Genomic DNA, 14130 nt, shown 5'->3' with positions numbered 1-14130 from the left:
ACGGCTTATGGCACAATCCGCCCCTTGTTTTTCCTTTTTGCCGTCGTATCGAGATGTCTGAAACTTCCGTTATCACGAACGTCGCCGCCGGCGTCGACAATGCCCGTATCGTGGCCCAGCTCGCGACCGAGCTCGGCGCCCGCGCCTCCCAGATCGCCGCCGCGGTGGAACTGCTCGATGACGGCGCCACCGTGCCGTTCATCGCGCGCTACCGCAAGGAAGCCACCGGCGGCCTGGACGACACCGTCCTGCGCAATCTGGAAGTGCGCCTGGGCTATCTGCGCGAACTCGAAGAACGCCGCGGCGCGATCCTCGAATCGATCTCGCAGCAAGGCAAGCTGACGCCCGAACTGCAGCAGGAAATCGCCGCCGCCGACACCAAGCAGCGCCTGGAAGACCTGTACGCGCCCTACAAGCCCAAGCGCCGCACCCGCGCCCAGATCGCCCGCGAGGCGGGCCTGGAGCCGCTGGCCGACGCCATCCTGGCCGACACCGCCTGCGATCCGGCCGCGCTGGCCGCGCAATACCTGAATCCCGAAGCCTCGATCAACGACGCCAAGGCGGCGCTGGATGGCGCCCGCGACATCCTGGCCGAGCGCTACGCTGAAAACGCCGACCTGCTGGCCGACATGCGCGAGCACCTCTGGGCCACCGGCTATCTGTACTCCAAGATGGTCGACGGCAAGGAAACCGAAGGCGCCAACTTCCGCGACTGGTTCGACTTCAACGAGCCGCTGCGCACGCTGCCGTCGCACCGTATCCTGGCGCTGCTGCGCGGCCGCCAGCAAGGCGTGCTGGAGATCCGCCTGGGCCTGGAAGCCGAACTCGAAGCGCAGACGCCGCACCCGTGCGTGGCGCGCATCGCCAGCTTCCTCAAGCTGGGCAACGGCCTGTTCGCGCTGGACGCCTCGCCGCGTGCGCGCTGGCTGGGCGAAGTGTGCCGCTGGACCTGGCGCGTCAAACTGGTGACAGCCTTCGAAAGCGAGCTGATCGGCCGCCTGCGCGAAACCGCCGAGGCCGAAGCGATCCGCGTGTTCGCCGCCAACCTGAAGGATCTGCTGCTGGCCGCGCCGGCCGGCCCGAAGGCCGTGCTGGGCCTGGACCCCGGCATCCGCACGGGCTGCAAGGTGGCCGTGATCGACCGCACCGGCAAGGTGGTCGACACCACCACCGTCTACCCGTTCGAACCGCGCCGCGACCGTGACGGCACCATCAACACCCTGGCCGCGCTGGTGGCGCGCCACAAGGTCGACCTGATCGCCATCGGCAACGGCACCGCGTCGCGCGAAAGCGAGAAGCTGGTGGGCGACATGCAGGAACGCTTCCCCGACCTGAAGGTGACGCGCGTGGTGGTGTCCGAAGCCGGCGCGTCGGTGTATTCGGCGTCCGAGGCCGCCGCGCAAGAATTCCCCGACCTCGACGTCACGCTGCGCGGCGCGGTGTCGATCGCGCGCCGCCTGCAGGACCCGCTGGCCGAACTCGTCAAGATCGATCCCAAGGCCATCGGCGTCGGCCAATACCAGCACGACGTCAACCAGCGCGAGCTGGCGCGGTCGCTGGACGCGGTGGTCGAGGATTGCGTGAACGCGGTCGGCGTCGATGTCAACACGGCCTCCGCCGCGCTGCTGGCGCGCGTGTCGGGCCTGAACTCGCTGCTGGCCAAGAACATCGTCGCCTGGCGCGATGAGCATGGCGCCTTCCCCACCCGTGAACAGCTGCGCAAGGTGCCGCGCTTCGGCGACAAGGCTTTCGAGCAAGCGGCCGGCTTCCTGCGCATCCCCAACGGCGACAACCCGCTGGATGCCTCGTCGGTGCACCCGGAAGCCTATCCGGTGGTCGAGCGCATCGTGGCCCGGATCAAGGCCGAGGTGAAACAGATCATCGGCCAGCGTGACGCGCTCAAGGGCGTATCGCCGTCCGATTTCACGGACGAGCGCTTTGGCCTGCCAACGGTGCGCGACATCTTCGCCGAATTGGAAAAGCCCGGCCGCGACCCGCGCCCCGAGTTCAAGACCGCGCAGTTCAAGGAAGGCGTCGAGACGCTCAACGATCTGTATCCGGGCATGGTGCTCGAAGGCGTGGTGACCAACGTCGCCAACTTCGGCGCGTTCGTCGACATCGGCGTGCACCAGGACGGCCTGGTCCACATTTCGGCGCTGGCCGAGAAGTTCGTGAAGGATCCGCGCGACGTGGTGCGCGTGGGCCAGACCGTCAGCGTCAAGGTGTTGGAAGTGGACGTGGCGCGCAAGCGCGTGGCCCTGACCATGCGCATGAACGACGCCGCCGTGCCGGCCCGTCGCGGCGCCGACGCCCCCAAGGGCGGCGACCGTCCTGGCCGTCGGCCGCAGGGCGACAGCGGCCGTGGCAACAGCGGCGGTGGCGGTGGCGCGCTGAACAGCGCCATGGCGGATGCTTTCGCCAAGCTCAAGCGTTGATCCCCTGGCGGATCCCCCCGGGGCCGCCAGCAAACACCAGGAAGCCCCCCCAACCGGCGCCTCAGGCGCCGGTTGTCATTCAACCAGGGCCTTCCCGCGGTCACTCCCCTTCATTCCGATCTCTCAAGCCTTACCGCAAAAAAAGAGAAAAAATCGAATTGTGTCCAAATAATAAAAGATCAGCGCGGTCGGACACGCAAGGCAGAGGCGCCCATCATCAGGCGCGCGACGGCCGCATCATCTCCAACGCGCGCCGCCCGCCCCATGTCACTCCTGCGACATCGAGGCCAGCGCCTCGCTTGCCTTGGCCAGTTGCGCCTGCGCGTCGCCCTGGGCGCCGGTGGGCGCTGTCGCCACGGTCACGCCATCGAGCATCGCCGCCACGCCCTGGGCGGTGACTTGCAACAATGCCTCGGGCGCCTCCGACTGCAGGCGGCGCATCAGCGCACCGGCTTCCTTCGGATCGGCAAAGCGCTGCGACAGCAGCAGTTCCTCGCCATCGGCGGCCAACAGGCGGAAGCGGAAGCCACCCTCTTCATCGCGGAAGCTGACGAAGCGCGCGCCCTTGCCTTTTTCCTTCTTGACGGGCGCCTGCTTGCCCGGCGCCTGCGCGTTCAGGTTGCGCAGGCCCACGGCCTCGCGCAGCTCGCGCATCATCGGCACCGCCAGCTCGCGCGCCTTGGCCGCGCCCGCTTGCAGCACATCCTCGATGCGGCCGGGGTTGGCCATCAGCTCGAAGTAGCGTTCGCGCATGGGCGCCAGCAGGTTCTCCAGGTGATCGTAGAGGGCCTGCTTGGCCTCGCCCCAGCCCAGGCCTTCCTCGAGCTGCTTGCGGAATGCCGCGGCCTGCTCGTGCGTGGCGAAGGCGCGGTAGATGGTGTACAGGTGCGACCCCTCGGCATCCTTGGGTTCGCCGGGTTCACGCGAGTCGGTGACGATGCGCATGATCGAGGCGCGCAGCGCCTTGGCGCCGCCCTCGAACAGCGGGATGGTGTTGTTGTAGCTCTTGGACATCTTGCGGCCGTCCAGGCCTGGCAAGGTGGCGACATCTTCTTCGATGGCGACTTCGGGCAACGTGAAATAGTCGCGGCCGTACAGGTGGTTGAAGCGCTGGGCGATGTCGCGCGCCATTTCCAGGTGCTGGATCTGGTCGCGGCCCACCGGCACCTTGTTGGCGTTGAACATGACGATGTCCGCCGCCATCAGGATGGGGTACGAGAACAGGCCCATGGTCACGCCGTCATCGGGGTCCACGCCCTTGGCCGTGTTCTGGTCGACCGAGGCCTTGTAGGCATGCGCGCGGTTCATCAGGCCCTTGGCGGTGACGCAGGTCAGCAGCCAGCTCAGTTCGGGGATCTCGGGGATGTCCGACTGGCGGTAGAAGGTCACGCGTTCGGGATCGAGCCCCACCGCGAGCCAGGTGGCGGCGATTTCCAGCCGCGAACGGGCCACGCGGGCCGGGTCGTCACACTTGATCAGCGCGTGGTAATCGGCCAGGAAGAAAAACGCGTCGACACCCGGTTGTGTGCTGGCCTGAACCGCCGGGCGGATCGCGCCGGCGTAGTTGCCTAGGTGAGGGGTTCCGGAGGTGGTAATGCCAGTGAGGACGCGGGTATTCATGGACGATGAAGCCGTTTGCTTGATGAAACACCCAGTGTAACGTGCCGCGCGTGGCGCCTGGCGGGCGGCCGAGGGCCCGCGCCGGGCGCATGCCAGGCCGGCCAGGCAGCGGGCGCGGTTACAGGACGGCCAGCAGCGGCGCGGCCGCCGCGCACAGCCCGCCGGCCAAGAGCGCGGCGCGCGGCCGAAAGGTCAGGAACCAGATCAGCAGCAGGCCGGCAATGCTGAGGATGCCGATCCATTCGACCGTGCCGTAGCTCCAGCCCCAGACCGCGGCCGAGGCGCACAGCGACAGGGCCAGCGCCAGCCAGCCGAAAGCCCGCAAGGGCACGCGATGGCGGCGTGGCAGCGCGCGGTCGAACAGGTCTTCGTAGTGACGGTCCATGCCCAGGCACAAGGCGCTGAACCCCGCGTAGGCCAGGCAGAAGGCGGCAAGCGTCATGGCGTATCACCTCGGTTCATAAGCGGCTTCGGAAGGAGAATGCGACGGTGCCAGCTCAGGCGCGGCGGCGGGACGGGTCCGCGCCTGGGCCGGGGCGGACGCGGCGGTCTCGGCGACGGGCGTTGCGACCCGCGTCCGGGCGGGCGCCCTGGCACCGCCCTTGGCCGGCGCCTTGCGCGCCCGGACGGCCTTGCGGGCCATCCAGCCCAGCAGCAGCGCGCCGGCCAGGCAGGTCAGATCGAATCCCGCCATGACCCAATCGCCCGCCGACAGCGATACGCCGAGGTGGCGCGAAGTGGTCAAGGCGTTGACCACGGGCAGCAGCGCCAGCGACGCGGCGGCGACCGTCAGCAGGTCGCCCCACTTGCGCTTGTGGAACAGGAACGCGTACACCAGCGACAGCCCCCAGGCGGCGAAGAACGCCCGCACTTCCCACAGCTGGCGGCCCGGCAGGTCGGCCGGCACCAAGCGGTTGGCCCAGAAGAACGCGGCCACCGCGATGAACAGGCCGGCGATGGTGCCGGCGTTCAAACCGTCGACCAGCCGCAGCGAGAACGCCTCGCGCGCCCCGGGACGCGCCTTCTGGCGCCGCTTGGCGATCCACAGCACCAGGCCGGAACCGACCATGCCGGTGCCCGCCAGGCTGACCAGGAAATAGAACCAGCGCAACAGCGGCTCGGCGAACAGACCCAGGTGCAGGCCGACGATCACGCCTGCGGTGCGCACGGCGGGGCTCAACTCGTCCTGCCCTTCCTGGAAGGCGCCGGTGACGCCGTCGAACCGCGCATAGGGCGCGAGCCGGCCATAGGAAACCCCGTCAGCCGCATCGCGCGTCAGGGTGACGGTGGCGCCGGCATCGCCGGGGTTGTTCACCGTGACACGGCCGACCCGGCCATGCCACCGCTGCTCGACCTGCTGCACCAGCGGCGCCAGCGCCACCAGCGGCGCAGGCTCGTTGCGCGGCGGTGTGACCTTGAAGGACGCGAACACGTCATCGGAGTACTGGCGCGGGTTTTCGTAGACCGCCAGGATGCCTGCCGGCATCAACATGCTCGCGAACAGCACCAGGCCGCTGAACGTGATCATCAGATGAAACGGCAGCCCCAGCACCGACAAGGCGTTGTGGCCGTCCATCCAGGCGCGTTGCCCGCCTTTCTTCGGCCGGAAAGTGAAGAAGTCGGCGAAGATCTTCTTGTGCGTGATGATGCCGCTGATGATGGCCACCAGCATGAACATGCCGGCGATGCTGGCAAGCCAGCGCCCCCACGGAAAGGCCGTCTCGAGTTCGAAGTGGAAGCGGTAGAAGAAGTCGCCGCCGCGCGTCTCGCGGCCCTCGACGGCTTGGCCGGTCTGGGGGTCGAGCTTGGCGCGCACGAAGCCGCGCTCGCCCGGCTTCGGCTTGGGCACCTGGTATAGCAACTGGATCAGCGGCTCGCGCCCGGTCGGCGGCGTGATGAACCACCGCTTGGCATCGGCCGCGTGCTCGGTCAGGTAGCGCTGCGCCATGGCCACGGATTCGAGCGTGGGCGCGGCCTGCGCCTGGATCTCGGGCTGCATCCAGCGCGTGATCTCGGGACGGAAGAACGACAGCGTGCCGGTCAGGAACATCGCGAACAGCACCCAGCCGAAGATCAACCCCGACCAGGTGTGCAACCACGACATGGATTGACGCAGGCCCTCTTCGCCTTGCGCTTTTCCGGTACTGGGTTTCATGCGCCCCCCATCATGCGGCCGGCCAGGAACAGACCGCCAAACAGCGCCGCCGGCAGCAGAATGCCGGCCCAGGCGCGCCAGGCGTTGCGGGTGGCGAACACCCAGATGACGCCACAGGTGTAGACCACGAAGGCGAACAACTGCGCCGTGACGACGGCGTCGGCGCGCTGCAGGGGCAGCCACACGGCCAGGCAGGCCGCGGCCGCCGAGGCCAGGCCGTAGCCGCCGAGGATGGCGGCCAGGGCCCGCGAGGCCACGGCCAGACGGTAGCGCATCATGCCTGCGCCGGCTGCGGGAGCTTTCACTTGGTCACGTGGAAGGTCAGGGTGGAGACGTAGCGGATCTTGTTATAGGCCTTGCCGTCGGCCTCGCCGGCCTTGTCCTCGACATGGGCGGCTTCCAGCACGTACTGGCCCGGCCACGGGGTGGTGATCTCGACGCGGCCGTTCTCGTCGCTGCGCAACCGCTTTTCCCACTTGGGCGGGCCGAACACGGTGACCTCGGTCTTGGCCAGCGGCTTGCCCTGGAACTGCAGCACGAAGGTGTTGCTGCCAGCGGCGGCAGGCACCAGCTCCAGGTCGAGCTTGCCCTGCGTATCTTCGCGGCCTGCCTTGGCGTTGTAACGCACCAGCGTTTCCTTGAACTGGATCGGCTGCGACAGGCGCACATCGCCCTTGCCGGCGGCGGCGAACTCGACGAAATCCGCGCCCTCGGCCGAGGCTTTGAGCGCCTTGCCGTCGGCGCCGGTCACGACCGGCGCCACCAGCACCTTGCCCAGCAGGCCGTCGCGCTTTTCACGCAGATCGTCCGCCCATTCGCCGAAGTAGGCTTTTGCCGGTCCGTGACCGGCCCGCTCGAGCCAGACGAAGTGCGCCTGCGCCGCGCCGGCGCAGCCCAGCAGCGCGACGGCTGCCAAAGTCCTTGCGAATTTCATTGTCGATTTTCCTGTTGTGAACGCCGCACCGGACCGCCCCGCGGCAGGCCCGGCGTAAGTCGGATCTGAATTATAACCATTCTCACTACGATGCAAGACTTTTCCTGCCAGCATGTCCACGACCCCGCCGCGGGCACGCCGCCGCCCCCCCCCCTGCTACCAGCGATAGCGCAGACTGGCCTTGATCGAGCGCTGGTAGCCATACCAGCACCACGAATCGCCCGAGCAAGAAGCGATGTATTCCTTGTCGAACAGGTTCTGCACATTCAACGCCACCTGCATGCCCTTGAGCGACGGCGACACGCGGCCCAGGTCGTAGTCCAGCATCAGGTCGAACAGCGTCACCGACGGCACCTTCATGGTGTTGGCTTCATCTCCGTAAGACGAACCGAGGTAGCGCACCCCCCCTCCCACGCCCAGGCCGGCCAGCGGCCCACCCTGCAACTGGTAGCGGGCCCAGGCCGAGGCCTGCTGCGATGGCACGCCCACCGGCGCCTTGCCCTTGAGGTTCAAGCCCGTGGTGCCGGGGTTGGCCTTGGAATAGGCGTTGTCCAGCAGCGAATAGCCCGCCAGCAGCGTCAGGCCACGCAGCGGCTCGGTCTTGGCCTCCAGTTCAATGCCCTGCGTGCGTAGCTCACCTGCCTGGATCTGGCATCGCGCGTTGGATGTGCCGCACAAGTGGGCCGGATCCGGGTCGGTGGTGAGCATGTTCTCGCGGCGGATATCGAAGGCCGCCACCGACAGCATGGTTGCGCTGCCGGGCGGCTGGTACTTGATGCCGACTTCGTACTGGCTGCCCTCGATCGGCTTGAAGGGCGCGTTGTTCCAACCGGTGCCCGACTGCGGCTCGAACGATTCGGCATAGCTGAAGTACGGCGCCACGCCATTGTCGAAGTTGTAGATCACGCCAAAACGGCCGCTAAAAGCCTGGGCCCGCAACGCCGAGGGCGTGACGCGGCCGTTGGCGATGGCGGTGCTTTCGCCGATGTTGCGCGACCAGTCGTAGCGTCCGCCCAGCAGCACCGAGAGCCGGTCGATCTTGATCTGGTCCTGGAAGTACAGGCCGGTCTGGTACTGCGTGGTGGTGGCATCGGTGGAAAACGCCGGCACCGGGATGTCCTGGTGGTTGTCCGGATGCATCACGTCGAGCGCGGGTGCGCTGCCAAAGCCCGAGAGGGTGTCGGTCTTGACGTGCTGATAGTCCAGGCCAAGCAACACGGTGTGGCCGAAGGCGCCCGTATCGAAACGCGCCTGCAAATTATTGTCGAGGGTCAGCGCGCCGACCTCGACATCGGTCGCGATCGCGGCGCGTTGCTGGTACAGGTAGCGGTTGTCGGTATAGCCATAGAAGCGGCTGGACGCGCCGTAGATGCTGCGGTACTTGGCGTCGGAATGGGTCCAGCGCAGGCTTTGCGAGGCCTTGAAGGTATCGTTGAAGCGGTGCTCCAGCACATAACCGAGCGAATAGCTCTTGCGGTCGCTCTTCTCGAAATTGGCGTCGCCGTCGTAATAGCTCGGGCGCAGGCGGATGCCATCCGGCGCCGACAGCAGCGAGCGCATCGGCGGCACCGCGCCATAGGAGCCCATGTCGGGGTCGCGTTGGAAATTCGTCAGCACGGTCAGCGACGTATCGCCGTTGGGTTTCCAGGTGAAGGCCGGGGCAACGAAGTAGCGGCGCTCCTTGGTGTGATCGATCTGGCCATCGGCCATGTAGCCCGCGCCGACCAGCCGGTACAGGTACTTGCCGTCCGCGTCCAACGGGCCGCCGAAGTCGAAATTGGCGCGCCGGTAGTCATAGTTGCCGACCTGCAACTCGACTTCGCGCAGGGCCTCTTCCAACGGCCGCTTGCTGATCTGGTTGACCACCCCGCCGGGGCCGCCCTGCCCGTACATCACCGAGGCCGGCCCTTTCAGCACGTCCACGCGTTCCAGGCGGTAGGCGTCGACCTGCGGCAAGGCGTCGCGTCCGCCGAACACGCGCAGGCCGTCCAGGTAGGTGGATGCGGAAAAGCCGCGCACGCTGAACTGATCGAGCCGCGTGGCGGTGGCGCCGCGCGTTTCGGTCGCGACCCCGGGCGTGTAGCGCAGCACCTGATTCAGCGTCTGCGCGCCCTGCTCGGCGATCTGCTCGCGAGTGACCACCGACACCGATTGCGGCGTCTCGATCAGCGGCGTGTCGGTCTTGGTGGCGCTGACGCTGGCGCCGGCCACGTAACCGACCGTCGGCGCCTGCGCGCTCAGGGAATTGGCCGACACCGTCACCGGCGCCAGCGTGAGCGCATCGCCGGCGGCCGCGGGCGGCGCCGCCACCAGCGTCCAGGTGTTGCCGGCCTGCGCCCGCGCCTGCAGGCCGCTGCCCGCCAGGAGGCGGGCAAAGCCGGCACCCACGGGGTAGGCGCCGTCCAGGCCGGAGGAACGCAGGCCGCGCACCTGGGCCGGATCGAACGACAGCACCACGCCCGCGCTACGCGCGAACTGGGTCAGCGCGTCGCCCAGCGGGCCGGGGGCGATCTGATAGCGGCGCGGGGCCTGGGCCGCGCCAGGCGACGCTTGCGCCCAGGCGGCGGGGACGGCGGCCAGCCAGGCGCCGGCGCCAATCGCGGCCAGCACGGCCAGGCGGGCGGCAGTCAAGGGGGCGCGCGGGCGCGGGCAAGATGAAGCGGACACGAAAACTCCCTGTACGTTGGTCTCTATCTCCGCCTTTCCGTACCAGGAAGGAAAACCTGCAATGCAGTGCCCGGAAAATTTGTAACGGTCAGCCCATGCGGGGATCGACCTGCAGCCAGTACCGGGTATGACGCGTCACTGTGATGGGTAGCGCGGGCTCCAGCGCCTTGAGCGCGCGCTCGGCATCATCCAGCGGAAAAACGCCCGACAGCCGCAGGCCGGCCACGGCCGGATCCACGCGGATCACGCCGACCCGCTGGCGCGCCAGGTGATCGGCGAAATGATCCAGGCGCCAGTCCTTGGCCACCACCAGGCCGTCGATCCAGGCCAGCCGATCCGGATCGGCCACCTGCCGCTCGACGCCGTCCAGGCCGCCGTAGCTCAGGCGCTCGCCCGCGCCGGCCGCTTGGGTCGCCTGGCCATCGCGCAGCAATGCGACGCTGCCTTCATACACACCCAGCCGCGCCCCCTGAGGCGTGCGGCGCACGTCGAAGCGCGCGCTCCCGGCCAGCACCACGCCGTGGCCGGTGTCCACGCGCACGGGCGCGGCGCCCGGCCGCGGCTGCGCGCTGACCAGGATTTCACCGCGCAGCAGATGGATGCCGCGCGCGCTGCCCTGCAGGCGCAACCGCAGCGCGCTGTCACTGTTCAGGGTGATGCGCAGGCCGTCGGCCACCGCCACCGCGCGGCGTTCGCCGATGCCGGTGCTGAGATCGGCGGCCAGGCGCTGCCACGGCGCATGACGGTAGCCAGCCCAGCCCGCCACGCCCACGCCGGCCAGCGTCAGCACATTGCGCAGAACCGCGCGGCGGCCCGGCATGGCAGGGCTTTCGAGCGCCGCATGCGCCAGCGCCGCCGGCACGCGGCGCGCATCGCGGCCGATCGACTCCAGCCGCGCCCAGGCCTCGCGGTGCGCCGGATCCTGCGCCAGCCAGGCGTGGCAGGCCTCGCGCTCACCGCCATCGGCCAGCCCCGACTGCAGGCGCACCCACCACGCGATCGCCTGGCGCACCACTGCATCGGCAGGGGCGGCGGCGCTAGTCATGAAGCGCGGCATAACAGGCCGACATCGCGCGCACCATGTATTGCTGCACGGAACTGAGCGAAACGCCCAGCCGCTGCGCGATCTCGGGATAGGTCAGGCCGTCCAGTTGCGACAGCAGGAAGGCCGCGCGCGCCCTGGATGGCAGGCTGTCGAGCAGGCGGTCGAGCTGCATCAGGGCCTGCATCTGCTGGACCTGCGTCTCTGGCGACGGCGCGTGGGCCTCGGGCAAAGCGGCCAGATAGGCCAGGTAGGCATGTTCGAGCGCCGCGTGGCGCTGATGATCGATCACCAGGCCCTTGGCGATGGTGGTCAACAGCGCCCTCGCCTCGCCGGCGCGCACCGTCTTGCGGCCCTGCAGGACGCGCACGAAGACGTCTTGCGCCAGATCCTCGGCGCGATGCGCACAGCCCAGCTTGCGGCGCAGCCACCCGAACAGCCATGGCCGATGGTCCCGGTACAGGCCGTCGACCTGCGTGGCGCAAGCATCGGCGCATGAGGCCGGGGACGAAAGCAAAGGGGAAGACACGGGAAGACTGCGGCGCGGAACCTGAGGTCTTCGAATCTTAATTGATAATGACTTGCATTACCAATGCATTTGGCGCAGTTGGCGCCGCGCCCGCCCCACGGGCGCACGCTTGCGGCATAACTACAACGTCGCGGTCAGGCGGCGCTCGGATTCCAGATATTCGCGCGACTGCATTTCGAGGATGCGCGACACCGTGCGGTGGAACTCGTTGGCCAGCGCGCCTTCGGTATAGATTTCTTCCGGCTCGCATTCGGCCGACATGATCAGCTTGACGCGGTGGTCGTAGAACACGTCGATCAGCCAAGTGAAGCGGCGCGCCTCGGACGCCTGGCGCGGCCCCATGCGCGGCACGCCGGACAGGATCACCGCATGGAACCGGTTGGCCAGTTCCAGGTAGTCGTTCTGGGAGCGCGGGCCGCCGCAAAGCGTGGCGAAGTCGAACCACACCACCGACCCTGCCAGCGCCTGCGCGCGGATCTCGCGGTGCTCGATGTGCAACAGCGGTTCCTGCGGCGGCGTATCGGCCAGGCTCTCGAACGCGTGCTGCAGGGCCTGCTGCGCGTGCTCGTCCAGCGGCGTGTGGTAACACTGCACCTGCTCGAGCGAACGGCGGCGGTAGTCGATGCCGGCATCCACGTTCATTACGTCCATGCGTGCCTGGATCAGTTCGATCGCCGGCAGCACGCGGTCGCGGTGCAGGCCATCGGGATACAGCGTCGACGGTTCGTAGTTCGATGTCATCACGAACGAGGTGCCGTACTCGAACAGTTTGAACAGCAGGCGGTGCAGGATCATCGCGTCCGCCACGTCCGACACGTGGAATTCATCGAAACAGATCAGGCGGTAGCGCTTGGCCACGCGCCGGGCCACTTCGTCCAGCGGATCCTGCATGCCCTTCACTTCTTCGAGCTCGCGGTGCACGCCGCGCATGAACTCATGGAAGTGCAGGCGCGTCTTGCGCACCACCGGCACGGTGGCGTAGAAGGCGTCCATCAGGAAGCTCTTGCCGCGCCCCACCCCGCCCCACAGGTACACGCCACGCGGCACACCGGGCCGGTTCAGCAGCTTCTTGAGCGCGTTCGAGCGCATCGCCTTGAACTTGACCCACTCGTCGTAATAGCGCTGCAGCCGGTCGATCGCCTTCTTCTGGGCTTGGTCGGGCTTGTAGCCGCGTTCGGCCAGGGCGTGTTCGTAGTATTCGCGGACGTTCATGGAGATGACACAGACAGATGAAAAAAGGGCGGGTCCGAAAACCCGCCCCTTTGGCAGAGCCGCAACGTGGCGGATCAGAAGTTCAAGGCGCGCTTGTCGACGGCCAGGGCGGCTTCCTTCACGGCTTCCGACAGCGTCGGGTGCGCGTGGCAGATGCGGGCGATGTCTTCGGCGGCGCCACGGAATTCCATGATGGTCACGGCTTCCGAGATCAGCTCCGAGGCCATCGGGCCCACGATGTGCACGCCCAGGACTTCGTCGGTCTTGGCGTCGGCGATAACCTTGGCAAAGCCGGTGGTGTCACCCAGCGCGCGGGCGCGGCCGTTGGCCAGGAACGGGAAGCTGCCGGCCTTGTACTCGCGGCCCTCGGCCTTGAGCTGTTGCTCGGTCTTGCCGACCCAGGCGATTTCCGGCGAGGTGTAGATGACCCACGGCACGGTGTCGAAGTTGACGTGGCCGTGCTGGCCGGCGATGCGCTCGGCAACCGCCACGCCTTCTTCTTCGGCCTTGTGCGCCAGCATCGGGCCGCGCACCACGTCGCCCACCGCCCAGACGTTGGGCAGGTTGGTCTTGCAATCGCCATCCACGGCGATGAAGCCGCGCTCGTCGAGCTTCAGGCCCACGGCATCGGCGTTCAGGCCGCCGGTGTAGGGCACGCGGCCGATCGAGACGATCAGCTTGTCCACCACCAGCTTCTGCTCGGCGCCCTTGGCATCGACGTAAGGCACGGTCACCGACTTGGCGGTCGCCTTGATCTCGCCGATCTTGACGCCCATCTGGATGTTCAGGCCTTGTTTGGTGAAGGCCTTCAGGGCTTCCTTGGCCACTTGCTGGTCGGCAGCGGCCAGGAATTCCGGCATCGCTTCCAGGATGGTGACCTCCGCCCCCAGGCGGCGCCACACGCTGCCCATTTCCAGGCCGATCACGCCGGCGCCGATCACGCCCAGCGTCTTCGGCACGGCGCCGATGTTGAGCGCGCCGTCGTTGGACAGCACGACCTTTTCATCGAACGGCAGGCCGGGCAGCTCGCGCGCCGACGAACCGGTGGCGACCACCACGTGCTTGGCAACCAGGTCTTCCTCGGCGGTGCCGGTGACCTTGATGGCCCAGCCGCCCTCGACCTGGCCGGCGAAGGCGCCCTTGCCATGGAAGAAGGTGACCTTGTTCTTCTTGAACAGGTACAGGATGCCGTCGTTGTTCTGCTTGACCACCGTGTTCTTGCGGCCGATCAGCGTGTCGAGCTTCAGGCTCACGCCCTTGACTTCGATGCCGTGCTCGGCGAAGTGGTGGTTGGCTTGCTCAAAATGTTCGGACGATTGCAGCAGCGCCTTGGAGGGGATGCAACCGACGTTGGTGCAAGTACCGCCGGGGGCCGGGCCGCCCTGGCCGTTCTGCCAGGCGTCGATGCAGGCCACCGACATGCCGAGCTGCGCGGCGCGGATGGCGGCGATGTAGCCGCCAGGGCCCGCGCCGATGACGACGACGTCGAATTGTTTGGACATAGTGTTCTCGCGAATGAGGAGGGAGTGAAACTCG

General features: G+C 67.7%; 11 protein-coding genes. 1 reads left to right on the top strand and 10 read right to left on the bottom strand.

Annotation, left to right across the window (positions count from 1 at the left end; genetic code table 11):
- Positions 1-53: 53 nt before the first annotated feature.
- The gene (tex, locus tag ACN6O8_RS01250; protein ID WP_427989271.1) at positions 54-2435 is read left to right on the top strand and encodes an RNA-binding transcriptional accessory protein Tex; all 2382 of its coding nucleotides are present in this window, start codon (positions 54-56) and stop codon (positions 2433-2435) included.
- Between the two features lie 267 nt (positions 2436-2702).
- Here tex and ACN6O8_RS01245 read toward each other — a convergent pair whose 3' ends face one another.
- The 10 genes from ACN6O8_RS01245 to lpdA form a co-directional block, all read right to left on the bottom strand.
- The gene (locus tag ACN6O8_RS01245) at positions 2703-4055 is read right to left on the bottom strand and encodes a tryptophan--tRNA ligase (protein WP_427989270.1); all 1353 of its coding nucleotides are present in this window, start codon (positions 4053-4055) and stop codon (positions 2703-2705) included.
- A gap of 118 nt (positions 4056-4173) precedes the next feature.
- Complete coding sequence (locus tag ACN6O8_RS01240; RefSeq protein WP_427989269.1) at positions 4174-4497, bottom strand: DUF3325 domain-containing protein; 324 nt, start codon at positions 4495-4497, stop codon at positions 4174-4176.
- A 6-nt stretch (positions 4498-4503) separates the two neighbouring features.
- Positions 4504-6210, bottom strand: coding sequence for a PepSY domain-containing protein (locus ACN6O8_RS01235; RefSeq protein ID WP_427989268.1), 1707 nt, complete (start codon positions 6208-6210; stop codon positions 4504-4506).
- Positions 6207-6488 (bottom strand): DUF3649 domain-containing protein, encoded by a 282-nt coding sequence (locus ACN6O8_RS01230; protein WP_427989267.1) that lies wholly within the window; start codon positions 6486-6488, stop codon positions 6207-6209. The genes ACN6O8_RS01235 and ACN6O8_RS01230 overlap by 4 nt, the downstream gene beginning before the upstream one ends.
- A gap of 23 nt (positions 6489-6511) precedes the next feature.
- Positions 6512-7144 (bottom strand): DUF4198 domain-containing protein, encoded by a 633-nt coding sequence (locus tag ACN6O8_RS01225; protein WP_427989266.1) that lies wholly within the window; start codon positions 7142-7144, stop codon positions 6512-6514.
- 156 nt (positions 7145-7300) lie between these two features.
- On the bottom strand, positions 7301-9811 hold the full coding sequence (locus tag ACN6O8_RS01220; RefSeq protein WP_427989265.1) for a TonB-dependent siderophore receptor: 2511 nt from the start codon (positions 9809-9811) through the stop codon (positions 7301-7303).
- 88 nt (positions 9812-9899) lie between these two features.
- Positions 9900-10856, bottom strand: coding sequence for a FecR domain-containing protein (locus ACN6O8_RS01215; protein ID WP_427989264.1), 957 nt, complete (start codon positions 10854-10856; stop codon positions 9900-9902).
- Complete coding sequence (locus ACN6O8_RS01210) at positions 10849-11382, bottom strand: sigma-70 family RNA polymerase sigma factor (protein WP_427989263.1); 534 nt, start codon at positions 11380-11382, stop codon at positions 10849-10851. The genes ACN6O8_RS01215 and ACN6O8_RS01210 overlap by 8 nt, the downstream gene beginning before the upstream one ends.
- A gap of 120 nt (positions 11383-11502) precedes the next feature.
- On the bottom strand, positions 11503-12594 hold the full coding sequence (gene zapE / locus ACN6O8_RS01205; RefSeq protein WP_427989262.1) for a cell division protein ZapE: 1092 nt from the start codon (positions 12592-12594) through the stop codon (positions 11503-11505).
- A 74-nt stretch (positions 12595-12668) separates the two neighbouring features.
- Positions 12669-14096: a dihydrolipoyl dehydrogenase gene (gene lpdA, locus ACN6O8_RS01200; RefSeq protein WP_427989261.1), complete on the bottom strand. Its 1428-nt coding sequence runs from the start codon at positions 14094-14096 to the stop codon at positions 12669-12671.
- Positions 14097-14130 lie beyond the last annotated feature (34 nt).

Origin of the sequence: Achromobacter sp. (assembly GCF_050285565.1) — a bacterium.
Classification (GTDB): Bacteria; Pseudomonadota; Gammaproteobacteria; order Burkholderiales; family Burkholderiaceae_B; genus Achromobacter.
The sequence above is the reverse complement of the archived record's forward strand: the minus strand, read 5'-3'. Positions and strand labels throughout refer to the sequence as shown.

What these genes read in the sequence shown, in the direction of transcription:
- ACN6O8_RS01235 (WP_427989268.1), bottom strand. Translation starts at nt 6,210, where the DNA reads ATGAAACCCAGTACCGGAAAAGCGCAAGGCGAAGAGGGCCTGCGTCAA.
- ACN6O8_RS01225 (WP_427989266.1), bottom strand. Translation starts at nt 7,144, where the DNA reads ATGAAATTCGCAAGGACTTTGGCAGCCGTCGCGCTGCTGGGCTGCGCC.
- lpdA (WP_427989261.1), bottom strand. Translation starts at nt 14,096, where the DNA reads ATGTCCAAACAATTCGACGTCGTCGTCATCGGCGCGGGCCCTGGCGGC.
- tex (WP_427989271.1), top strand. Translation starts at nt 54, where the DNA reads ATGTCTGAAACTTCCGTTATCACGAACGTCGCCGCCGGCGTCGACAAT.
- zapE (WP_427989262.1), bottom strand. Translation starts at nt 12,594, where the DNA reads ATGAACGTCCGCGAATACTACGAACACGCCCTGGCCGAACGCGGCTAC.
- ACN6O8_RS01230 (WP_427989267.1), bottom strand. Translation starts at nt 6,488, where the DNA reads ATGATGCGCTACCGTCTGGCCGTGGCCTCGCGGGCCCTGGCCGCCATC.
- ACN6O8_RS01240 (WP_427989269.1), bottom strand. Translation starts at nt 4,497, where the DNA reads ATGACGCTTGCCGCCTTCTGCCTGGCCTACGCGGGGTTCAGCGCCTTG.
- ACN6O8_RS01245 (WP_427989270.1), bottom strand. Translation starts at nt 4,055, where the DNA reads ATGAATACCCGCGTCCTCACTGGCATTACCACCTCCGGAACCCCTCAC.
- ACN6O8_RS01215 (WP_427989264.1), bottom strand. Translation starts at nt 10,856, where the DNA reads ATGACTAGCGCCGCCGCCCCTGCCGATGCAGTGGTGCGCCAGGCGATC.